This is a genomic window from Streptomyces mauvecolor, from assembly GCF_039532965.1.
Lineage (GTDB): Bacteria > Actinomycetota > Actinomycetes > Streptomycetales > Streptomycetaceae > Streptomyces > Streptomyces violascens.
Window position 1 is genome coordinate 1 of sequence record NZ_BAAASQ010000051.1, and the last position, 20,499, is coordinate 20,499.

Genomic DNA, 20,499 nt, shown 5'->3' on the forward strand with positions numbered 1-20,499 from the left:
CATACCTCGAGCGAACTACCAAAACCGGACCCTGACCAGCCACCTAACAAAGTCCTACTAGTGGCCCGCTCAAGGATCCGCACACCGCTATCGATCCATCCACGATCCGGCCGGGTGACTACTGGCCCTAGGCGACTGGCGGAGGCGTAATGTTGAAAGTATTGTGCGGCGATTCGGCAGGGGAGTTGGAGCTGTCTGGAACCCGATCCGAGCTGCTGGCCTTGAGTCGAAAGCTGCGGAGTGGCGAGGGAGAAACTCTGCTGTCGAAGGTCTCAAATCCGTTCCCTTACAGCAGATCGTTGTCGCGGATCGCGGTCTGTCAAGCAAGTGGGAAGATTATGATTTCTTCTTCCGGAGACGGTGAATCTCTGGACGTTGAAGGCAAACTGGAGTCCCTTCATCTCCTTGCTGATAATATCGAAGGATTCGCTTTGGAAGCGGATCAGGACGACCATCTTCATGTGGACTACTTTCCGGAACATGACTATCTGGCCGAGGGGTCAGGATCGCTGGTTGTCGCTATCGACAGTGATGCGACGCAGGCGTCCTGAAGTGGCTGGGTGCAACTGGGCCTTGAAGTGAAGTAATTGAGTCTCCATGAATTACCCAGCGGCCTCGCCGGATCTGTTTCCGGTGGGGCCGCTGGAGTGTCTGGCAGCCGTAGTTGACGGCAAAGTCAGTGCGGCACCAAACAGGCGGGTCGTCACCGTCGTCGGGCTTGGTGGCGGCCTAGGAGGGGTTGCCGAGCGTGCGGCTGAGGACGTCGATGCCGTCGCGCTGGAGGTGGAGCCGAACGTGGGCGTACACGGTCGTGGTGACCCCGACGTGAGCGCGGCCGAGGAGTTCCTTGATGACGGCGAGGTCGGTCGACACCCTGTGCCAGGAGGAGAGTCGCGGTTGAGTTGCGGAGGCCGTGGAATCGGATCTGACGGAGTTACGCAAGGCGGATGAGTGCCCTGAAGTGTCGGGTGCGGGTGCGGGTGGCGGGCTGGTCGGCGGGCCGGGGTGGATGCCCGCCCCCGGGGCGCCCAGTCACACCAGCCCCGCCGCCACCAGGAGCAGGCCGCCGCTCAGTACCGTGCACAGCGACAGACCTGCCTGGACCGGGCGGCCCGCCACCAGCGGGAACGCAACCGGGGCCGTAAGCAGCAGCGTCGTCAAGCCCGCGCCGCTGCCCGCGAGGCCGTTCGCGACGCAGGTGGGGTCGGGCCAGGGCCGCAGGGGGACTCCGGAGCCAACAGGGTGTGTTTCCCGGCCAGTTGGAGCCAGATCGCCGCCGACTCCGGTCGGTCGCTTCGAGAGTTCGGAAGGTACAGAGAGCGCCCAGGGTGGCGAGGACGCCCCCGGCCCGGACGCGCTCGCCTCGCTCGTCGTCGACACTCTGCTGGGCGGGCTCGGCCCCCGGGGCTGAGCCCGCGCGACGTCACGTGATCGCGCTGCCAGCCGTCCACTGCGCCCACGGCAGGTTCCAGCCGTTGAGGCCGTTGTCCGGGGCGACCGTGCCGCCGCCCGTCGAGTTGCGGACGATCACCACGTCGCCGAGCAGCGAGTTCGCGTAGAACCAGGCGCCGGAGGAGTCGGGGTCGCCGCCGCCCTGGGCGTCCTGGAGGCCTATGCAGCCGTGGCTGCTTGCGGTGGCGCCGAAGGTCGAGGGCGCGGCCCAGTAGTTGCCGTGGATGAACGTGCCCGAGTTGGTGAGCCGCTGGGCGTGCGGCACGTCGGGGATGTCGTACTCGTCGCCGAGGCCCACCGTGGTGCTGTTCATCTTCGTCTGCCGGTCCTGCTCGCTGATGACCATCGTGCCGTTGTACGTGGCGTACTTGGGCTGACCGGTGGAGACGGGCACCCGCTTCACCGTGGCGCCGCCGCGCTCCACGGTCATCTCCTGGGTGGCCGCGTCCACCGTGGAGATCTGCTCGCGGCCCACCGTGAAGGAGAAGGACTTGTCCTGAACTCCGTATATTCCCTTGGCCAGTTCGAGCCCGTCGAAGTCGAAGGCGACCGTGACCCTGGAGTCCGGCTTCCAGTAGTCCTGCGGGCGGAAGTCGATGCGGCGGTCGCCGAACCAGTGGCCCGCCGCCTGCTGGCCGCTGCTCGACGTGATCTTCACGGCGGACTCCGCGGCCCTGCGGTCGGTCACCGCCTTGTCGAACCTGAAGGAGATCTCCATGCCGACCCCGACCGTGGAGGCGTCCTCGGGGGTGTAGAACGCGACCGCCGAGTTGCTCTCGGAGACCGTCGTGAAGCGCGTGGTCGTGGTCGCCGCCCGCCCGTCCGGGTCCTTCGCCTCGGCGGTCAGCGTGTACGCCGTGCCGCGGGCCAGGTTCGCCGAGGGATGCCAGGCGGTGCGGGCCGGGGTCAGCGCGCCGGGTATCGCCTTGCCGCCTTGGGCCATGAGGGTGACCGAGGTGAAGGTGCCGTCCGTGACGCTCGCCCCGACGTCCTTGACGGTGATGCCGACATGGTCCGCGCCGTCCTTCGGCGTGGTGGTGATCCGCGCCTTCGACACCGTCGGGCTGGGGCTCGGGGACGCGTCCTTGCCGCCGCCCGAGGAGCAGCCGCCGAGCGCCAGCACGGCCGCCGCGAACAGGGCCAGGAGCGGTGCGAATCCGGGGCGGCGGGCCCGTATGCGCCCGCCGGCCGACGCGGATGCCGATGCGGAGGTCGCGGCGGATGCCGTCGCGGACCTCGGTGTGGGCTTCACCTTGGACGTCTCCCCTCCGGCAGCTGCCAGCCTGGGTGCCCGTTATGCGGGGTTATGCACCTTTCTTGTAGTGTGCGATAACGCCCTGTTTGTACGCATGCGGAACTCGGGGTCGTCGACGGACGGAGTCGAAGGATGACGTACGGACCCCGTTGGGGGCGAATACCCCGGATGGGCCGGCCCACCCGTCGGCGGGCCACCCATATACGCATGGTGCTCTGCTCGCTCGCCGGGGTGCTCCTGCTCGTGGGCGCCGCCGCCGCGTACACCTGGCACCGGCTGAGCGGCAACATCAACAGCGTCGAGCTCGGCTCGCTGCTCACCCCGGAGGCCTCGGCCACCTCCGACCTCAACATCCTGGTCGTCGGCTCCGATTCGCGGGCCGGGAAGAACGCCGCGCGGGCGGGCGGGGGCGAGGACGCCGGGCGCTCCGACACCACCCTGCTGCTCCACGTGTACGGCGGCCGCAAGAAGGCGGCGCTCGTCAGCATCCCGCGCGACACCATCGTCAACCGCCCCGCCTGCGCCACCGCATCCGGCCAGAACGTGCCGGGACGTGATCGGGTCATGTTCAACGCCGTGTACGAGATGGGCGGAGCCCCCTGCACGGTCGCCGCGGTCGAGGCGCTGAGCGGCGGGCTGCGGATCAACCACTACGTCGAGGTCGGCTTCAACGGCTTCGCCGAGCTGGTGGACGCGCTCGGCGGGGCCGACATCACCCTGGCCAAGCCCATCGACGACAAGCTGAGCGGGGTCCATCTCGGAGTCGGCAAACACCACTTGAACGGCCAGCAGTCCCTCGATCTCGTCCGCACCCGGCACGGCGTCGGAAACGGCAGCGACCTCGGCCGGATCCAGCTCCAGCACCAGTTCCTGACGGCGCTGATCGGCAGGATGGCCGGCCAGGACCTGCTCACCGACCCGGTCAGGCTCTTCGCCGTCGCCGACGCCGCGACGAAGTCCCTCACCACCGACTCCTCCCTCGCCCACGTCGACAGCCTCGCCTCGCTGGCGTACTCGATGAAGGGGATCGGCGCGAAGGACGTCCAGATGGTCACGCTTCCGGCCCAACTGGAGCAGGGCGACGAGGACCGCCTCGTGCCGGACGCCGCCCGGGGCAGGATGCTCTGGGAAGCCCTGGAGGCCGACCGCCCGGTCCCGGAGGGCGCGCTCACCGGCACGGCGTCGGAACCGAACGGAATCGGCCAGGTGGTGACGCCGGGCTGACCCAGGGGTCCGTTGTGTTTTACACCGACCTTGACCGGGGCGGGGCAGCGGCATAGCGTCGTGGCCACGGAGACTGAGCAGGCGCTTAGGAGGGCGATCCGGTGGCGACGACTGGGGCGACGGGAGCGACGGGAGCGACGGGGGCGTCGGAGGAGCCAGGGGCTCGGGGGGCGCGAGGCGGTGGGACGCGACCGGCCGGGGCGCACATCGAGCCCGCTCGCGCCGAGGCGCTGCTCACCGCGCCCGGGGCGCCGTTCGCCGTTGTCCGCGGGGAGGCGGGCGCGCTCGAGTACGCCTCCGGGCCTCGCACCCTGCGGGAGTTCGTCGAGACGGTCTGGGCCTTCGGGGAGCAGCCCTTCCTGATCGCCGAGAGCGGCACGTACACCTACGCCGGATTCCTCGCCGCCTCCTGCGCGCTGGCCCGGCGCCTCACCGACGACTACGGGCTGCGCCCCGGCGACCGGGCCGTCATCGGCATGCGCAACCACCCCGAGTGGCAAGTCGCCTTCTGGGCAGTGCAGTTGGCGGGCCTGGTGGCCGTGCCGCTGAACGCGTGGTGGACCGCGGAGGAGTTCGCGTACGCCCTCGACGACTGCGCCCCGCGCGTGCTGCTCGTCGACGGCGAGCGCCTTGAGCGGGTGGCGGGCTGGGCCGCCACGCACGGCGTGCGCGGCATGGTCTTCCACGGCGAGGGTGAGCTGCCCGGCGGATTCGAGCGGTTCGACGACCTCTCCGAGCTCACCTCGCCCGACCCTTCCGCGGGGCCGCCCGACGTCGACATCGCGCCGGACGCCGACGCCACCATCATCTACACCTCCGGCACCACCGGCCGCCCCAAGGGGGCCGTCGCGACGCAGCTCGCGCAGTCCGGGGCGGTCATGAACCCCCGCTTCCAGGCGGCCATGTCGATGCTCGGCCGCGGCATCGTCCCAGGTCAGGGGCCCACCCCTGTCACCCTCATGACCTTCCCCTTCTTCCATGTCGCCGCCTTCACCTCGCTGTACGCGGCGATGGCCGCGGGCGGCACGCTCGTCCTGATGCGGAAGTGGGACGCGGGGCGGGCGCTCGGACTGATCCGGGAGCACGGGATCACGCATTACGCGGGGGTGCCTGCCACCGCCCTTCAGCTGCTTGCCGCCGCGGACGAGGCGGGGGATTCGCTGGAGAGCCTGACCGCGCTCAACACCGGGGGCGCGGCGGCTCCGCCCGGGCTCGTGGGCGGGCTCACCGCGCGGTACGGGTCCCGGATCGAGCCGCGCAACGGGTACGGGCTGACCGAGACCAGCGGGGGTGTCCTCGCCAACTTCGGTGCCGAGTACCGGAGTTGGCCCGACAGTGCAGGGCGGCCCACCCCCGTCACCGAGGTGCGGATCGCCGGGGCGGACGGTTCCGCGCTCGCCGACGGTGAGGTCGGGGAGCTGTGGCTGCGCGGGCAGTCGCTGGTCCGGGGGTACTGGGGTGATCCCGACGCCACTCGACTCGCCTTCCAGGACGGGTGGTTCAGGACGGGGGACCTCGCGGTGCTGTGCGACGGGCGGGTCGCGATCGTCGACCGGATCAAGGACATGGTGATCCGGGGTGGCGAGAACGTGTACTGCGTGGAGGTCGAGGGGGTCCTTCACGATCACCCCGAGGTGCTGGACGCGGCGGTGGTCGGGGTGCCGCATCCCGTGCTGGGGGAGGAGGTGGGGGCGGTGGTTCAGGTGCGGGGCGGGTCCGGGGTGACCGCGGATGCCCTGCGGGCGCATGTCGGGGCGGTGCTGGCCGGGTTCAAGGTGCCGGCGCGCATTGTCCTGCGCGAGGGGGCGTTGCCGCGGAACGCCACGGGGAAGGTGTTGAAGCGGGAGCTCCGGGGCGTTTTCCCCGCCCCGCCCCTTCCCTAGAGCCTCCGGCGGTTGGAGGGTGGGTTGCTCGCCGTTCCCGGGGGCTCCGCCCCCGGACCCCCGGTCGCGCCTTGAGGGCGCTCGTCCTCAAACGCCGGACGGGCTGGGGCGGGCTGAAGAGCTCTCAGGATCTCGTCACCCGTACGTGATAGTTCCCCATCCCGTCGACCCCCGTCACGGCTATCCGCACCCCGTTCTCCCGGTCCACGAACGTTTCTCCTGTCGTGTACGGGGCGTCCGACAGTTCCGCGTTGACGTTCGGGCTGCGGGTGCAGCCTCCTGTGGTGGGGTGGCTGTCCGAGACGTTCACCGGGCCCCTGCCCGTGTCGACCTTTGCGTCCACGCGGTAGATCAGGACCCCGGGTCTGCAGACCGCCTCGTCGTTGCCGGCCCGGGTGCGTACCTCTATCGCGTACCCGTTGTCCTTCGTCACCGGGACGAAGACCAGCTTCGGGCCGCCCTCCGTGGCCAGCGGGGTCAGGGCGTACTGGCTCGCGCCGCTGCCCGTCGCGCAGGACACCTGGCTGTTGTCGAGCCAGCCCAGCTTCCACTTGTGCCAGCCCAGCATGTCGTTGTTGGCACCCCAGTCCTCGGACATGATGTCCCAGTGCCCGACGGCCCCGCCGCCCTGCGGGGTGTAGAGGTCGGGCAGTCCGAAGACGTGGCCGTTCTCGTGCGGCAGCACCCGGTAGCCGGTCTCCCCGTACGAGCCGGACCCGTCGTCCTGGCGGCTGTAGACGAAGGAGGTGTTGGAGAGAGGGACGCCGTCCGCGTAGGGGGCGTCCTCGTTTCCCGAGAACGTCACCGAGAGGACGGTGTCGAGCGCCGACGGACCGGCGTTCGGGGTCACCAGCACGTTCACCAGGTCGTACTTCGAGAAGTTCACCCTCGAACCGGCCGCCGCGATCACGTCCTGGACCAGGCGGTGATAGCCGGGTTCATAGGGGGAGCCGCGCTCGATCCCGTACGCCGTGAAGGCCTTCGGCATCCTCAGCCAGTCCGGGATCGGGGCCTCGGGGCGGTAGTCGAGGCGGCCGTAGGAGGCGTTGCGGAACCAGTCGCTGGTCTGCGGGAAGAACTCCTTGTACCGGCTGAGCGCGGAGCCGGGGCCCACCGCGTCCGGGAAGTCGATCATGAGGGTGAGGGCCCGGACGATGCCGGTGGAGTGCGCGTAGCCGGGCGGGGTCGGAAGGCCTTCCGACATCTGCACGCCCAGTGCGGCCGGGATCCGGCAGGGGTCGAGCACGGACTCGCCGGGGGCGGCCACCGGGCCCGCGGAGGCGCGGGTGGCGAACGACAGCGTGGTGGAACCGGTGGTCAGCGTGGCGAGCGCGACCGAGGCGAGGGCGGCGCCGAGGAAGGTGGTCCGGCGCCGGCGGGGTATCCGGCGGCCTGGCGCCCGAGCCGGGCGGGACTGGCTGTCGTCCATGCGCACGCGCTCGCCTTCAGGGACGCGACAGCAGGCCGGATCCTGACTGTGCTCGTCTGATCACCCTGTGTCGGGCGTGTCGCGTGCGCGCGCTGAGTGGGCCAAATGTGGGTTTTTCCGCATATCTATGTGTGTGACTCAGGTCACATCCGTGTCGGGAAATAACCGGGGAAGGTTTCCCCGTTTGAACCTTCGTCCCCGCTAAACGGGGAATGCTTCCCCGCTTGGGTTCAGGTCCCCGGCGGACACGTACGACCAGCACGTCCGATCACTGACGACCAGCAAGTCACCGACGACCAGCAAGAAGGAGCAGAGCCGTGCAGACTGCCGCCGCCCCCGTCGCCGCAGCGCCGCGCCGTGCCCCGCGTCCGCGGGCCGACGCCCTGCGCAACCGGGAGCGGATCATCGCCGCCGCGCGCGAGATCTTCGTCGAGTGCGGTGCCGAGGTGCCGCTGGACGAGATCGCCCGCCGGGCCGGGGTCGGCAACGCCACGATCTACCGCCACTTCGCCGACCGCTCGGAGCTCATCACCAGCGTGGTGCTCCACGTCATGGACCGGGTCTCGGACCGGGCCGAGACGGCGGCCGCCGAGGAGGCGGATCCCTTCGAGGCCCTGCGCCGTTTCGTGCACGCGGCGGCCGACGAGCGGATCGGGGCGCTCTGCCCGATGCTCTCCGAGACCTTCGACCAGGACCAGGCGGAGCTGAACGCGGCCCGCGAGCGCCTCGAACGCGATGTCGAGGGGCTCATGGGGCGGGCCCGTGCGGCCGGCCGGCTCCGCACCGATGTCGCCGTCGGCGACCTCATGGTCGCCCTCTCCCAGCTGACCAGGCCGCTGCCCGGCACGCCCTGCCCGAACATCGACCAGTTCGTCCACCGCCACCTGCAGCTGTTCCTCGACGGGCTTCAGGCCCCGGCGCGGTCCGAGCTGCCGGGCAGTGCGGCGACCCTCGACGACCTCCGGCGGAGTTGATCGCCTCCCACTCTCAACTTCCCGTTCACGCCCTCAACTCACCGCTCGCCAAACCTGGTTGAGGCATCGTGCACACGTAGATCAAGCTAGTTTCCACACTTATCTCGGTAAATCCGCGTCCCAAGGTGGCTACCCCCATGTCAAAAACAGTCGGTCTGGACAAGACAGACCAGCTCTCCCTCGCTCCCGACCCCAGTCGCTGGAAGGCGCTCGCCTTCATAGCCCTGGCCCAGCTGATGGTCGTCCTCGACGCGACCATCGTGAACATCGCGCTGCCCTCCGCCCAGCACGCGCTGCACATCAGTGACGCCAACAAGCAGTGGGTCATCACGGCCTACGCCCTCGCGTTCGGCGGGCTGCTCCTGTTCGGCGGGCGCATCGCCGACCTGTGGGGCCGCAAGCGGACCTTCGTCGTCGGCCTGCTCGGCTTCGCCGCGGCCTCCGCGCTCGGCGGCGCCGCCACCGGCGAGGCCATGCTGCTCGGCTCGCGCGCGCTCCAGGGCGCCTTCGGCGCACTGCTCGCGCCGGCCGCCCTGTCGCTGCTCGCGGTGATGTTCACCGACGCCAAGGAGCGCGCCAAGGCGTTCGGCATCTACGGTGCGATCGCCGGTGGCGGTGGCGCGGTGGGCCTGATCCTCGGCGGCTTCCTCACCGAGTACCTGAACTGGCGCTGGACCTTCTTCGTGAACATCCCGTTCGCGATCGTCGCGGCCCTCGGCGCCTACCTCGTCATCCGTGAGCCCTCGGGCACCCGCAACCGCTCGCCGCTGGACGTGCCCGGCGTGATCCTGTCGACCACCGGTCTGGTCGCGCTCGTCTACGGCTTCACCCGCGCCGAGTCGGCCGGCTGGTCGGACGCGCTGACCATCTCGATGTTCGTCGCCTCGGCGGTGCTGCTCGCGGCCTTCGTGACCGTCGAGGCCAAGGTGCGCCACCCGCTGCTGCCCCTGCGCGTGGTCACCAACCGCAACCGCGGCGGCGTCTACCTCTCGCTCGGCCTCGCGGTCATCGCGATGTTCGGCCTGTTCCTCTTCCTGACCTACTACCTCCAGGTCGTGAAGGGCTTCTCGCCGGTCAAGACGGGCTTCGCGTTCCTGCCCATGATCGCGGGCATGATCACCGGCTCCACCCAGATCGGCGCCCGTCTGATGACCCGGGTCCCGCCGCGCCTGCTGATGGCCCCCGGCTTCCTGACCGCCGCCGTCGGCATGCTGCTCCTGACCCAGCTGGACATCGACACGTCGTACGCCGGCGTGATCCTGCCCGCGCAGATCCTGCTCGGCCTCGGCATGGGTACGGCGTTCATGCCCGCCATGTCGCTCGCCACCATCGGGGTCGAGCCCCGGGATGCCGGTGTCGCCTCCGCGATGGTCAACACCTCGCAGCAGGTCGGCGGCGCGATCGGCACCGCCCTGCTCAACACCATCGCCGCCTCGGCGACCACGGCCTACGTCACCGGCCACATGGCGCTCGGCGCCTCCAACCCGGAGCTCCTGAAGCTCCAGGCCATGGTGCACGGCTTCACCGCCGCCATCTGGTGGGCGGTCGGCATCCTGGCGGTCGCCGCCGCCATCGCCGCCACCCTCATCAACACCGGCCGCCCCGGCGGCAGTTCGGTCTCCGGTCTTGGCACCGGTGAGGACATCGAGGACGAGGTGCGCATCCCGGTGGTCGCCCACTGACCCCCCGGTAGCACCCCGGACGCACGACCTGCCCTGGCCCCGCTGATCTCAGCGGAGCCAGGGCAGGTCCGCTTTCGCGTCCGTGGGCTGGAGGCCCTGTGCCATCACCCGCATGATCTCGCCGAGCTGGTCCGCCTGCTCCGGGGTCAGCCGGTCGAACATCGCCTGCCGTACGGCGGCCACATGCCCCGGCGCGGTCCGCTCCAGGACCTCGTGACCCGCGTCCGTCAGGATCGCGAGCTGGCCCCGCTTGTCGGAGGGGCAGTCCTCGCGCTTGACCCAGCCGTTGTTCTCCAGGCGCGCGACGGCGTGCGAGAGCCGGGACCGGGTGATCTTCGAGTTCTTGGCCAGCTCGGTCATCCGCATCCGGTGCCGCGGGGCCTGTGAGAGCTGGACGAGCAGCCCGTAATAGATGTGCGGCATCCCGGCGTCGCGCTGGAGCTGTCGGTCGAGGTGGTCTTCGAGGAGGCGGGTGGCGTGGAGATAGGCGCGCCAGGTGCGCTGCTCCTCGTCGCTGAGCCAATGGGGTGCCGAGGTCATACATCTACTGTACGGACACTTCTTGAAAGTTGAACTAGATCGCGTTAGGGTGAGCAGCAGAGCTTGAGACTTCAAGCATGTCTGTCCGTCCCGTGCCCGGTCTCCGGGCCGGCCGACCGGACCGTCAGTGAGTGAGCCGGAGAGTCGTCATGACCGTCGCCCGCGCCGAGCGCATGCCCGCCCTGTACCTCTCCCACGGCGCCCCGCCGCTCGCCGACGACCCGCTGTGGCCGGGCGAGCTCGCGGCCTGGTCCGGCTCTCTGCCCCGGCCGACGTCGATCCTGATGGTCTCCGCCCACTGGGAAGAGGCCCCGCTCGCGCTCGGCGCCACCGAGACCGTGCCGCTCGTCCACGACTTCTGGGGCTTCCCCGAGCACTACTACCGGGTGCGGTACGCGGCGCCCGGCGCCCCTGGACTCGCCGACTCCGTACGCAAGTTGCTGCGCGCCCCCGGCATGCCCGTGCAGGACATCCCGGACCGCGGGCTCGATCACGGCGCCTACGTCCCGCTCGTCGAGATGTTCCCCGCCGCCGACATCCCGGTCCTCCAGGTCTCCCTGCCGACCCTCGACCCGCGCAAGCTGTACGACATCGGCCGCAAGCTCGCGCCGCTGCGCGACGAGGGCGTGCTGATCGTCGGCAGCGGCTTCTTCACCCACAACCTGGCGGCCCTGCGGCACCCCGGCGGCCAAGTGCCCGCCTGGTCGGCCGAGTTCGACGACTGGGGCGCCCGGGCGCTGGCCGCCGGCGACCTCGACGCGCTGCTCGACTTCGAGCACAAGGCACCCGCCGGGCAGCTCGCCCACCCCCGCACCGAGCACTTCGCCCCGCTGTTCGTGACGATGGGTGCGAGCGAGGGCGAGCCGGGCGGGGCTCGCAGCGTCATCGACGGGTTCTGGATGGGGCTCGCCAAGCGGTCGGTGCAGTACGGCTGAACGGGCGTGCGGGGCAAGGGAGTTGACCGCCACCGGACCCCTACGCCTCCCCGAGCTCCTTCTCGTACCAGGCCACGTCCCAGTAGCGGCCGAACTTGCGGCCCACCTCCCGGTACGTGCCGATGTGGGTGAAGCCGAAGCGTTCGTGCAGCCGGAGGGAGGCCTCGTTCGGCAGGGCGACCCCGGCGTACGCCCGGTGCACGTCCTCGCCCGCGAGCGCCTCGAAGAGCGAGCGGTACAGGAGGGTGCCCACGCCGCGGCCGGTCGCCTCCGGCGCGCAGTAGACGCTGACCTCCACGGAGGTCGCGTACGCGGGCTTCGGGCGGAACGGGCTGCTCGTCGCGTAGCCCAGGATGCCGTCCCGGCCGACAAAACGGTCATCGTGAGCAACCAGAAGGCGGTGCGGGCCGTCTTCAGGGTGGGAGTGCAGCCACGGACGGCGCTGTTCGGTGGTGAAGGCGGCCGTGTCGAATGTGATGGCGGTCTCACGGATGAAGTGGTTGTAAAGGTCCGTGAGGGCCTCCAGATCGGCTTCCACACCAGGCCTGACCTGCACCTCTGTACGTTCCTGCGGCACCTGAACCCCTCCCGTGGCGGCACAGGGTACTGCATGATCACGAAAATCGATGGGCGGGACGGGAATTCTGTCCGGATTCCAGCCGTTGTTTCCATCGGATGCAGGGCACCCGGGAGGGTGTCGCGACCCACTCAGTAAGGGAGCACGCATGGCAACCCGCGCCGTCGCCCGCCGACAGTCCGCCTCTGGCGGTTCGGAGTCGGGAAGCAGGGTCCGCGCAGTCAGCGGTGAGATCGCCGACCGCGACCTGGTCGGTATGTACCTCGACGAAATCGCGCGTACGCCGCTGCTCGACGCCGCCAAGGAGGTCGAGCTCTCGCAGACCATCGAGGCCGGTGTGTACGCACGCCAGATCCTCGACGCAGAGGTCGAGAGCAAGGCGGCCGGAGCCTCGCGCGAGGAGCTGGAGGCGCTGTACGCCGCCGGTGAGCGCGCCAAGGACCTCTTCATCCGATCCAACCTCCGCCTCGTCGTGGCCGTCGCCCGCCGCTACCCGAGGGCCGGCCTGCCGCTGCTCGACCTCATCCAGGAGGGCAACGCCGGCCTGGTGCGCGCGGTCGAGAAGTTCGACTACGCCAAGGGCTTCAAGTTCTCCACGTACGCGACCTGGTGGATCCGCCAGGCCATCACCCGCTCGATCGCCGACCAGTCCCGCACCATCCGCCTGCCCGTCCACCTGGTGGAGGAGCTGGGCCGCATCCGCCGGGTCCAGCGCGAGTTCAACCGGGAGAACGGGCGCGACCCCGAGCACACGGAGATCGCCGTCGAGCTGGGCACCACGCCCGAGCGAGTCGGTGACGTCCTGGACTGGGCGCGCGACCCGGTCTCGCTGAACATGCCGGTCGACGACCAGGGCGAGACCCAGTTCGGCGACCTGCTCGAAGACACCTCCGCCGTCTCCCCCGAGCAGTCCGTGCTCACGCTCCTTCGCAGCGAGGAGCTGGACGACCTGATCTGCAAGCTCGACGAGCGCACCGCCTCCATCATCAAGATGCGGTACGGCATCGACGACGGCCGCGAGCGTACGCTGACAGAGGTGGGCAAGGAGCACGGTCTGACCCGCGAGCGGATCCGCCAGATCGAGAAGCACGCCCTGCTCGAACTGAAGAAGATGGCCCGCGACACGGGCTTCGACGCGGCGGCCTAGGCCCCGCCCCCCCCAAGACGAGCTCCGGCACCTTCCCCCCCTGGTGCCGTGAGCTCCCGGCCCCGGCACCTCTCCCCCCCCTGGTGTCGGGGCCCCTCTCGTTCCCCTCATTCCCCCGGACCGGGCGCGGTCGCCCGCGTGAGGCGCTCGCCCAGATCGCGCAGATAGCCGGTCATCGCCTGCGGCCCGTTGACGGTGAACTCGCAGTCCACCAGGGCAAGCCGCAGCGCCACCCACTCGAGCGAGTCGGTGCACGAGGTGCGCAGCCGGCAGCGCCCGCCGTCCAGCGGCTCGGGAGCCCCCATCGACGAGGGCAGCCGGGCGGTCACGAAGTCGGCGGGCGCCTCGAAGGTGACGTCGACGTCCAGGACGGGCTGCAGCCGGTTCATCGAGTTGCGCACGAACTCGGCCGCGTTCGCCTCGGGCAGCTCGCGCGGCGCGAACCGGGCGCCGGTCGCGAACGGCTCGGCGACCCGGTCGACCCGGAACGTACGCCAGTCGCCGCGCTCCACGTCGTACGCCACCAAGTACCACCGGCGGCCTGTCGACACCAGGCGGTACGGCTCGACCAGGCGCTTGGTGGCCGTGCCGTCGCCGGAGACGTAGTCGAAGCGGAGGCGTTCCTGGCCGGTGACGGCCGAGGCGAGCGTGGTCAGGGTGCGCGGGTCGACGGTGGCGCCGTCGCCGCGCCAGGGCCCGGCCAGCGGCATCGTCGCCGCCTGGAGGCTCGCGACGCGGTGGCGCAGGCGCGAGGGCAGGACCTGCTCCAGCTTCGCCAGGGCCCTCACCGATGCCTCGTCCACGCCGTCCACCGCGTGGCCCGCGCCCGCGCGCAGGCCGACCGCGATGGCCACCGCCTCCTCGTCGTCCAGGACCAGCGGCGGCATCGCCTTGCCCGCGACGAGCCGGTAGCCGCCCTCGGCGCCGCGCGCCGCCTGCACCGGATAGCCGAGTTCGCGCAGCCGGTCGATGTCGCGCCGCACCGTGCGCCGGGAGACCCCGAGCCGGTCGGCGAGCTCGCCGCCGGGCCACTCGCGCGGGGTCTGGAGCAGGGAGAGCAGTTGCAGCAGCCGTGCCGGGGTATCGGTCATGTCATCCAGGATGCCCGGCCAAAGAGGACACGCTTTGACCTATAGGGGGTCTAACTTTCTTCTCATGACCTCCACCACGACCAGTAGCACCACCCCAGAGTCCGCGGCCACAGCCGCAGCAGACCGCCGCCGGTGGTTCGCCCTGGCCATCGTGATGACCGCGGCCTTCATGGACCTGGTCGACGTCACGATCGTCAACATCGCCATTCCGTCCATCCAGAAGGACACCGGGGCGAGCTTCTCCTCGATCCAGTGGATAACGGCCGGCTACGCGCTCGCGTTCGCCGCGGGCCTGATCACCGGCGGCCGCCTCGGCGACATCCACGGCCGCAAGAAGCTCTTCCTCATCGGCATCGGCGGCTTCACGCTCGCCTCCGCCCTGTGCGGCTTCGCCGCCAACCCCGAGATGCTGGTCGCCTCCCGCATCCTGCAGGGCGCGATGGCCGCCATGATGGTGCCGCAGGTCCTCTCGATCGTCCACGCCACCTTCCCGGCGCACGAACGCGGCAAGGTCTTCGGCCTGTTCGGCGCGGTCGTCGGGCTCGGCGCGGTCTCCGGGCCGCTGCTCGGCGCGCTGCTCACCGAGTGGAACCTGTTCGGCCTCGAATGGCGCCCGATCTTCCTGATCAACCTGCCGGTCGGCATCGCGGGCCTGGTCCTCGGCATCAAGTTCATCAGCGAGTCCAAGGCGCCCAAGGCCCTCAAGCTCGACCTCGTCGGCATGGTCCTGGTCACGCTCGGCCTCCTGATGCTGCTCTACCCGCTGACCCGCGGCCGTGAGCTCGGCTGGCCGCTGTGGGGCTACCTGTCGATGGCCGGCAGCGTCCTGGTCTTCGCCGGTCTCGTCGCGTACGAGCGGATGAAGGCGCGGCGCGACGGCTCCCCGCTCATAGAGCTGTCGCTGTTCAAGGTGAAGAGCTTCGCGGCGGGCATCGCCGTGCAGGCCACCTTCGGTGTCGGCCTCGGCATCTTCTTCCTCGTGTGGACGCTCTACATGCAGATCGGCCTCGGCTGGAGCGCCCTGCGCGCGGGCCTGACCGGTGTGCCGTTCTCGATCGCGGTGTCGGTCGCGGCCGGTATGTCCGTGCAGAAGCTCGTCCCGCGCTTCGGCCGCAAGGTCCTCCAGGCGGGCGCCCTGACCATGGTCGCCGGGCTCCTGATCTACATCTGGGAGGCCGACCGCTACGGCATGGGCATCGCCTCCTGGCAGATGGCGCTCCCGCTGGTCGTGATGGGTCTCGGCATGGGCCTGATCGTCGCCCCGCTCACCGACGCGGTGCTCTCCGAGGTCCCCAAGGAGCACTCGGGTTCCGCGTCCGGGCTGATCAACACGGTGCAGCAGATGGGCAACGCGCTCGGCCTCGGCCTGGTCTCCGTCGTGTTCTTCGGTTCGATCGGCGACGACCTCGTACCGCCGCAGCTGAACCGGGCCTTCGTGGACGGCTTCCAGCACTCGCTCTGGTACGTCGCCGGGGTTCTCGCGGTGATCTTCCTGGTCATGTTCGCGCTGCCCGCCAAGCCCCAGCAGCACGTCGAGGGCGCGGTGGACGAGGCCGAGCTCCTCGACCTGACGAAGGACGCGCAGCCGGTCGGCTGAGCCCGCCGAACGCCGCGATGGCCCGCACCCCTGGAGGGTGCGGGCCATCGTGCTGCCCGGGCCCGGGCCAGGTGGCTCCCGCACGCCGGGACCAAAGTCCGTTTGTGTCCGCCGAATGCCCGAATTGATTTACATGGCCGAGAACTGGCCGTACCGTGGCGGTGTAACCGCAGGTTCGGGCACGGAAACGGACGTAAACAGACATGTATGCACCGGAGCGGCAGCAGGAGATCCTGCGCATCGCGCGGGAGAGCGGACGCGTGGACGTGCTCTCGCTCGCCGAGACCTTCCAGGTCACCGCCGAGACCGTACGGCGCGATCTGAAGGCCCTCGACCGGGCCGGTCTGGTGCGCCGCGTGCACGGCGGGGCCATCCCGGCCGGGCGGCTCGACTTCGAGCCCGACCTCGCCGAGCGCGAGTCCACCGCCGCCGACGAGAAGGACCGCATCGCGCGGGCCGCGCTCGCCGAACTGCCCGCCGAGGGCAGCGTCATCCTCGACGCCGGATCCACCATCGCGCGCCTGGCCGCCGAGCTGCCCCTGGACAGCGGGCTCACCCTCGTCACCCACGCCCTGCCCGTCGCCGCCCGGCTCGCCGACCACCCCGCCATCGACCTCCACCTCGTCGGCGGCCGGGTCCGCCACCGCACCCGGGCCGCCGTGGACGCCTGGGCGCTGCGCGCCTACGGCGAGATCCGCGCCGACGTCGTCTTCCTCGGCACCAACGGGTTCTCCGCCGACCACGGCCTCACCACCCCCGACCTCGCCGAGGCCGCCGTCAAGCGGGCCGCGATCGGCGCCGCCCGGCGCGTGGTGCTGCTCGCAGACTCCGCCAAGCACGGCCAGGAGCACTTCGCCCGCTTCGGCGACATGGCCGACGTCGACCTCCTCATCACCGACCGCGGGCTCGCCCCCGACGACATCGCCGCCATCGAGGCCGCCGGCACGGACGTGATCACCGTATGAACATCCTCACCGTCACCCCCAACCCCAGCCTCGACCGCACCTACGAGGTCCCCGGGCTCGTGCGCGGCGAAGTGCTGCGCGCCACCGGCGAGCGCGTCGACCCCGGCGGCAAGGGCGTCAACGTCTCCCGCGCCGTGGCCGCCGCCGGACACCGCACGGTCGCCGTCATGCCGCTCGGCGGCGCCCCGGGCGCCCTTGTCCAGGAACTCCTCGGCGCCGAGGGCATCGAGGTCGCCCCCGTCCCCGTCGCGGGCCACACCCGCTCCAACATCTCGGTCGCCGAACCCGACGGCACCCTCACCAAGATCAACGCGCCGGGGCCCCAACTGACCGCCGCCGAGAGCGAGTCGCTGCTCGACACCGTGCGCAAGCACTCCGGCCGTGCCGACTGGATCGCCTGCTGCGGCAGCCTCCCGCGCGGCCTCGCACCCCAGTGGTACGCCGACCTCGTCGCCCGCGCGCACGCCGCCGGAGCCAAGGTCGCCCTCGACACCTCGGGCCCCTCCCTCATCGCCGCGCTGCGCGAACGCCCCGACGTGGTCAAGCCCAACGCCGAGGAACTCGCCCAGGCCGTCGGCCGCCCCCTCGCCACCGTCGGCGACGCGGTCAAGGCGGCCGAGGAAGTACGGGAGCTGGGGGCGGCGGCCGTCCTCGCCAGCCTCGGCGCCGACGGCCAGCTCCTGGTCACCGCGTCCGGTACGTACTTCGCCTCCGCGCCCGTCGCGACCGTACGCAGCAACGTGGGAGCCGGTGACGCCTCGCTCGCCGGGTTCCTCGCGGCGGGCGGCGAAGGCCCCCGGGCGCTGGCCGCCGCCGTCGCCCACGGCGCGGCCGCGGTCCAGCTGCCCGGCAGCGTGATGCCGACCCCCGGCGACCTCGACCCGGCGGCCGTCACCGTCACCGACGCCGTCCCGCTGGACCGCCCGCTCACGGAACCGGCGCCATGACCCCCGTCCCCGCCCCTCACCGCCCGCAAAGGAGCCCGCGATGAGCCAGATGATCACCGCGGAACTGGTCGACCTCCACCTCGACCTGGCCGCCGACTCCAAGGAAGCCGCCGCCCGCACGCTCGCCGAGCGGATGGCCGCCCTCGGCCGCATCACCGACCTCGACGGCTTCCTCGCCGACGTGGCGGCCCGCGAGGCCCAGATGCCGACCGGCCTCGACGGCGGCATCGGCATCCCGCACTGCCGCAGCGCCCACGTCACCGAGCCGACCCTCGCCTTCGGGCGCAGCGCGGCCGGGATCGACTTCGGCGCGCCGGACGGCCCGGCCGACCTGATCTTCCTCATCGCGGCCCCGGCGGGCGCGGACGACGCCCACCTCTCGATCCTGTCCTCCCTGGCCCGCCAGCTCATGGACGGGGAGTTCACCGCGGCGCTGCGGGCGGCGACGACGGCGGGGGAGGCGGCGGCGCTGATCGCGGGCGAGGAGGCGGCGCCCGAGCCGCAGGCCGAAGCGGCCCCGGAGCCCGAGGCCCAGCCGCACGAGACGGAGCCCTTCCGCATCGTGGCCGTCACCTCCTGCCCCACCGGCATCGCCCACACGTACATGGCGGCGGAGTCCCTGGAGCGGGCCGGGCGGGCCGAGGGCGTCGAGATCGCCGTCGAGACGCAGGGATCGTCCGGGTTCACCCGGCTCGACCCGGCCGTCATCGCCGCCGCCGACGGCGTGATCTTCGCGCACGACGTGCCCGTACGGGACAAGGAGCGCTTCGCCGGGAAGCCCACCGTGGACGTCGGCGTGAAAGCGGGCGTCAACCGCCCCGCCGAACTGATCGCGGAGGTCCGCGACAAGGCGGACCGCGGCGACATCACCGAGCCGGGCGGCGCCAAGCCGTCCCCGGTGGAGGCGGCGGGCGAGCCGGGCGAGGGATACGGCACCAAGCTGCGCAAGTGGCTGATGTCGGGCGTCAGTTACATGGTGCCGTTCGTCGCGGCGGGCGGCCTGCTCATCGCGCTGGGCTTCGCGATCGGCGGCTACAAGGTGAGCGATGCGCCTTCCGTCATGGACCACTTCGTCTGGACCGACACCACCAGCTGGGCCGCGCTGCTCTTCCAGGTCGGCGGCGTCGCGTTCAAGTTCCTCGTCCCGGTCCTGGCGGGCTACATCGCGTACGGAATGGCCGACCGGCCGGGTCTGGTGCCCGGCTTCGTGGGCGGCGCGATCGCCCTCGACATCAAGGCGGGCTTCCTCGGCGGCCTCGCGGCCGGTCTGATCGCGGGCGCCGTGGTCATGGCGATCCAGAAGGCCAGGATCCCCGCACCACTGCGCGGCATCATGCCGGTGGTGGTGATCCCGCTGATCTCCTCGGCGGTCGTCGGCTTCCTGATGTTCCTGGTCATAGGCGAGCCGATCTCCAAGCTCCAGTCCGCGCTGACCAGTTGGCTCAACGGCCTCTCCGGCGCCAACGTGATCGTCCTCGGCGTGGTCCTGGGCCTGATGATGTGCTTCGACCTGGGCGGACCTATGAAGTCCAGAAGCACATCACGACGAGATCAAAATGAGACCCCGCCCAAGTGGAGGCGGGGTCTTTGGGTTTGGCGGTCAGTCTTCGGCGCGTGCCAACTCCACGAGCCCGGCAAAGGCTCCGCCGGAGAGCATGAGGATGGGACCGTTGGGGTTCTTGCTGTCGCGCACGGGGACGACACCAGTAGCCGCCGCGTACTCAGGTGCCCACTGAAGACAGTTGCCACCTTCCGGCCCGCTGTAGGAGGACACAACCCATTCGTGCGGTGCCGGAGCAGGGTAGTTACTCACGTCATCTTCTCCATCTGATCTCTGATGAGTTGCGCGGTGCCCCGTCTGGTGAGCGCTTCACCCGTGATCTCATCGTAGGCATGTTCAGCCGCTCGCACGTGCTCGGGATCATCGACGATTCCGGCAGTACGGTAAGCCTCAACACAGACCACAGTCACATGGTTTGGGGCGGTCAGGAAGGATGCCGAACCCTCCAGTAGAAGATGTGCGTCTGCATCGAGGGGCAGCACGCGAACGCTAGTAGTCGGCCGAGCACTGTGGGCAAGGAGGGTCTCGAACTGGGCCCTCATGACCTCCCGAGGGGCCAGCAGTCGGCGCAGCACGGACTCACACAGCACCACCCGAAGAACGGGGGGTGACGCTCCGTTGAGGACTGCTTGGCGCGCCATGCGAAGATGCACGGCTTTGGCGATCTCAGCATCACTAGCTCTTGGGTCGCCCTTGCGCAGAATGGCACCCGCGTACTCCGGGGTCTGCAACAAGCCCGGCACGACTGTCTGAGACCACTCCCGGATCTCTACTGCCGAGCGTTCTAGCGTCATCCGGCGCTGATAGAGCGCGGGGAAAGTGGCTGCTACCACTTCCTCGTACAGGCGCTTGAATTTCCCGTCTGTTCCGAAGAGTTGATCGAGTCCGGCTGGGAGCTCGGCGGGAATGGAACCAGTACCCGACTCGACACGGCTAATGGTGCTCTTCGAGGTGCGCGTTTGCCTGCCGACTGCCGTCTGTGTCATCGGGCCATCTGGGTGCAGCTCGCGGGCGCTCTTGAGTTCCTCGGCGAATCGCCGGCGTGCGTCCTGGTTCTCTTCTTGTTCGGTGGTCATTTTCCGTTCCCACTCAGTTGGGCACTGTCGGCAGCTGGCAGTCAGCGCAGGTCGGGCCGTGCGGCATATGCCGTCGTGCCCAAGTCCCAGGTCGGGCGTCGAAACCCTTTGATGGTAGCGGCGTGCGCGCAAGTCTGGCCCCAGTAAAGGAAGTTGAGGCACAC

The 20,499-nt window shown here is 70.3% G+C and carries 18 protein-coding genes and 2 pseudogenes; 11 read left to right on the forward strand and 9 right to left on the reverse strand.

Annotated features, from left to right (window positions below; all coding sequences use genetic code 11):
• Positions 1–149 precede the first annotated feature (149 nt).
• Positions 150–551 (forward strand): Imm32 family immunity protein, encoded by a 402-nt coding sequence (locus ABD346_RS36620; protein ID WP_344380637.1) that lies wholly within the window; start codon positions 150–152, stop codon positions 549–551.
• Positions 552–729: 178 nt separating this feature from the next.
• Here the strand turns inward: ABD346_RS36620 and ABD346_RS36625 are convergent.
• The 3 genes and pseudogenes from ABD346_RS36625 to ABD346_RS36635 form a co-directional block, all read right to left on the reverse strand.
• Positions 730–973 (reverse strand): annotated as a pseudogene (locus ABD346_RS36625) (tyrosine-type recombinase/integrase); the annotation flags it as partial.
• Between the two features lie 59 nt (positions 974–1,032).
• Entirely contained in the window at positions 1,033–1,161 is a 129-nt protein-coding gene (locus ABD346_RS36630; RefSeq protein WP_344380638.1) for a hypothetical protein, read from the reverse strand.
• Between the two features lie 262 nt (positions 1,162–1,423).
• A complete protein-coding gene (locus tag ABD346_RS36635) occupies positions 1,424–2,704 on the reverse strand; it encodes a L,D-transpeptidase (RefSeq protein ID WP_344380639.1) in 1,281 nt (426 codons plus the stop codon).
• 135 nt (positions 2,705–2,839) lie between these two features.
• Between ABD346_RS36635 and ABD346_RS36640 the strand changes: the two genes are divergently transcribed.
• Positions 2,840–3,931 (forward strand): LCP family protein, encoded by a 1,092-nt coding sequence (locus ABD346_RS36640; RefSeq protein WP_344380640.1) that lies wholly within the window; start codon positions 2,840–2,842, stop codon positions 3,929–3,931.
• A gap of 206 nt (positions 3,932–4,137) precedes the next feature.
• On the forward strand, positions 4,138–5,814 hold the full coding sequence (locus tag ABD346_RS36645; protein ID WP_344380666.1) for a class I adenylate-forming enzyme family protein: 1,677 nt from the start codon (positions 4,138–4,140) through the stop codon (positions 5,812–5,814).
• 124 nt (positions 5,815–5,938) lie between these two features.
• Here ABD346_RS36645 and ABD346_RS36650 read toward each other — a convergent pair whose 3' ends face one another.
• Positions 5,939–7,243, reverse strand: a complete 1,305-nt coding sequence (locus ABD346_RS36650) for a M6 family metalloprotease domain-containing protein (RefSeq protein WP_344380641.1) — start codon at positions 7,241–7,243, stop codon at positions 5,939–5,941.
• Between the two features lie 317 nt (positions 7,244–7,560).
• Between ABD346_RS36650 and ABD346_RS36655 the strand changes: the two genes are divergently transcribed.
• Both ABD346_RS36655 and ABD346_RS36660 read left to right on the forward strand, forming a co-directional pair.
• Positions 7,561–8,217: a TetR/AcrR family transcriptional regulator gene (locus ABD346_RS36655; protein ID WP_344380642.1), complete on the forward strand. Its 657-nt coding sequence runs from the start codon at positions 7,561–7,563 to the stop codon at positions 8,215–8,217.
• Between the two features lie 137 nt (positions 8,218–8,354).
• Positions 8,355–9,899, forward strand: coding sequence for an MFS transporter (locus tag ABD346_RS36660; RefSeq protein WP_344380643.1), 1,545 nt, complete (start codon positions 8,355–8,357; stop codon positions 9,897–9,899).
• A 48-nt stretch (positions 9,900–9,947) separates the two neighbouring features.
• Here the strand turns inward: ABD346_RS36660 and ABD346_RS36665 are convergent, their stop codons facing one another.
• Complete coding sequence (locus ABD346_RS36665; protein ID WP_344380644.1) at positions 9,948–10,439, reverse strand: MarR family winged helix-turn-helix transcriptional regulator; 492 nt, start codon at positions 10,437–10,439, stop codon at positions 9,948–9,950.
• Positions 10,440–10,588: 149 nt separating this feature from the next.
• Between ABD346_RS36665 and ABD346_RS36670 the strand changes: the two genes are divergently transcribed.
• Positions 10,589–11,374, forward strand: a complete 786-nt coding sequence (locus ABD346_RS36670; RefSeq protein ID WP_344380645.1) for a dioxygenase family protein — start codon at positions 10,589–10,591, stop codon at positions 11,372–11,374.
• Between the two features lie 40 nt (positions 11,375–11,414).
• On the opposite strand, the gene ABD346_RS36675 is transcribed toward ABD346_RS36670, so the two are convergent.
• Positions 11,415–11,951 carry a GNAT family N-acetyltransferase gene (locus ABD346_RS36675; RefSeq protein ID WP_344380646.1) on the reverse strand — a complete coding sequence of 179 codons (537 nt, stop codon included), beginning with the start codon at positions 11,949–11,951 and terminating at the stop codon, positions 11,415–11,417.
• Positions 11,952–12,099: 148 nt separating this feature from the next.
• On the opposite strand from ABD346_RS36675, the gene ABD346_RS36680 reads away from it, so the two are divergent.
• A complete protein-coding gene (locus tag ABD346_RS36680; RefSeq protein WP_344380647.1) occupies positions 12,100–13,098 on the forward strand; it encodes a sigma-70 family RNA polymerase sigma factor in 999 nt (332 codons plus the stop codon).
• Positions 13,099–13,205: 107 nt separating this feature from the next.
• Here the strand turns inward: ABD346_RS36680 and ABD346_RS36685 are convergent, their stop codons facing one another.
• Positions 13,206–14,189: a helix-turn-helix transcriptional regulator gene (locus tag ABD346_RS36685; protein ID WP_344380648.1), complete on the reverse strand. Its 984-nt coding sequence runs from the start codon at positions 14,187–14,189 to the stop codon at positions 13,206–13,208.
• A 64-nt stretch (positions 14,190–14,253) separates the two neighbouring features.
• Between ABD346_RS36685 and ABD346_RS36690 the strand changes: the two genes are divergently transcribed.
• The 4 genes and pseudogenes from ABD346_RS36690 to ABD346_RS36705 all read left to right on the forward strand — a co-directional run.
• Positions 14,254–15,786: an MFS transporter gene (locus ABD346_RS36690; protein WP_344380649.1), complete on the forward strand. Its 1,533-nt coding sequence runs from the start codon at positions 14,254–14,256 to the stop codon at positions 15,784–15,786.
• A 203-nt stretch (positions 15,787–15,989) separates the two neighbouring features.
• Complete coding sequence (locus ABD346_RS36695; protein ID WP_344380650.1) at positions 15,990–16,751, forward strand: DeoR/GlpR family DNA-binding transcription regulator; 762 nt, start codon at positions 15,990–15,992, stop codon at positions 16,749–16,751.
• Positions 16,748–17,698 carry a 1-phosphofructokinase gene (gene pfkB / locus ABD346_RS36700; RefSeq protein WP_344380651.1) on the forward strand — a complete coding sequence of 317 codons (951 nt, stop codon included), beginning with the start codon at positions 16,748–16,750 and terminating at the stop codon, positions 17,696–17,698. Before ABD346_RS36695 ends, pfkB begins: the two co-directional genes overlap by 4 nt.
• A 40-nt stretch (positions 17,699–17,738) precedes the next feature.
• Positions 17,739–19,223: pseudogene (locus tag ABD346_RS36705) on the forward strand (fructose-specific PTS transporter subunit EIIC); the annotation flags it as partial.
• 75 nt (positions 19,224–19,298) lie between these two features.
• On the opposite strand, the gene ABD346_RS36710 reads toward ABD346_RS36705, so the two are convergent.
• The gene (locus ABD346_RS36710) at positions 19,299–19,511 is read right to left on the reverse strand and encodes a DUF397 domain-containing protein (protein WP_344380667.1); all 213 of its coding nucleotides are present in this window, start codon (positions 19,509–19,511) and stop codon (positions 19,299–19,301) included.
• Positions 19,508–20,335 carry a Scr1 family TA system antitoxin-like transcriptional regulator gene (locus ABD346_RS36715; RefSeq protein ID WP_344380652.1) on the reverse strand — a complete coding sequence of 276 codons (828 nt, stop codon included), beginning with the start codon at positions 20,333–20,335 and terminating at the stop codon, positions 19,508–19,510. The genes ABD346_RS36710 and ABD346_RS36715 overlap by 4 nt, the downstream gene beginning before the upstream one ends.
• Between the last annotated feature and the right edge of the window lie 164 nt (positions 20,336–20,499).

Bases quoted from the DNA above. Each gene is read 5' to 3' on its own strand.
- ABD346_RS36695 (WP_344380650.1), top strand. From the start codon at position 15,990: ATGTATGCACCGGAGCGGCAGCAGGAGATCCTGCGCATCGCGCGGGAG.
- ABD346_RS36680 (WP_344380647.1), top strand. From the start codon at position 12,100: ATGGCAACCCGCGCCGTCGCCCGCCGACAGTCCGCCTCTGGCGGTTCG.
- ABD346_RS36690 (WP_344380649.1), top strand. From the start codon at position 14,254: ATGACCTCCACCACGACCAGTAGCACCACCCCAGAGTCCGCGGCCACA.
- ABD346_RS36660 (WP_344380643.1), top strand. From the start codon at position 8,355: ATGTCAAAAACAGTCGGTCTGGACAAGACAGACCAGCTCTCCCTCGCT.
- ABD346_RS36650 (WP_344380641.1), bottom strand. From the start codon at position 7,243: ATGGACGACAGCCAGTCCCGCCCGGCTCGGGCGCCAGGCCGCCGGATA.
- ABD346_RS36665 (WP_344380644.1), bottom strand. From the start codon at position 10,439: ATGACCTCGGCACCCCATTGGCTCAGCGACGAGGAGCAGCGCACCTGG.
- ABD346_RS36670 (WP_344380645.1), top strand. From the start codon at position 10,589: ATGACCGTCGCCCGCGCCGAGCGCATGCCCGCCCTGTACCTCTCCCAC.
- pfkB (WP_344380651.1), top strand. From the start codon at position 16,748: ATGAACATCCTCACCGTCACCCCCAACCCCAGCCTCGACCGCACCTAC.
- ABD346_RS36715 (WP_344380652.1), bottom strand. From the start codon at position 20,335: ATGACCACCGAACAAGAAGAGAACCAGGACGCACGCCGGCGATTCGCC.
- ABD346_RS36620 (WP_344380637.1), top strand. From the start codon at position 150: ATGTTGAAAGTATTGTGCGGCGATTCGGCAGGGGAGTTGGAGCTGTCT.
- ABD346_RS36685 (WP_344380648.1), bottom strand. From the start codon at position 14,189: ATGACCGATACCCCGGCACGGCTGCTGCAACTGCTCTCCCTGCTCCAG.
- ABD346_RS36640 (WP_344380640.1), top strand. From the start codon at position 2,840: ATGACGTACGGACCCCGTTGGGGGCGAATACCCCGGATGGGCCGGCCC.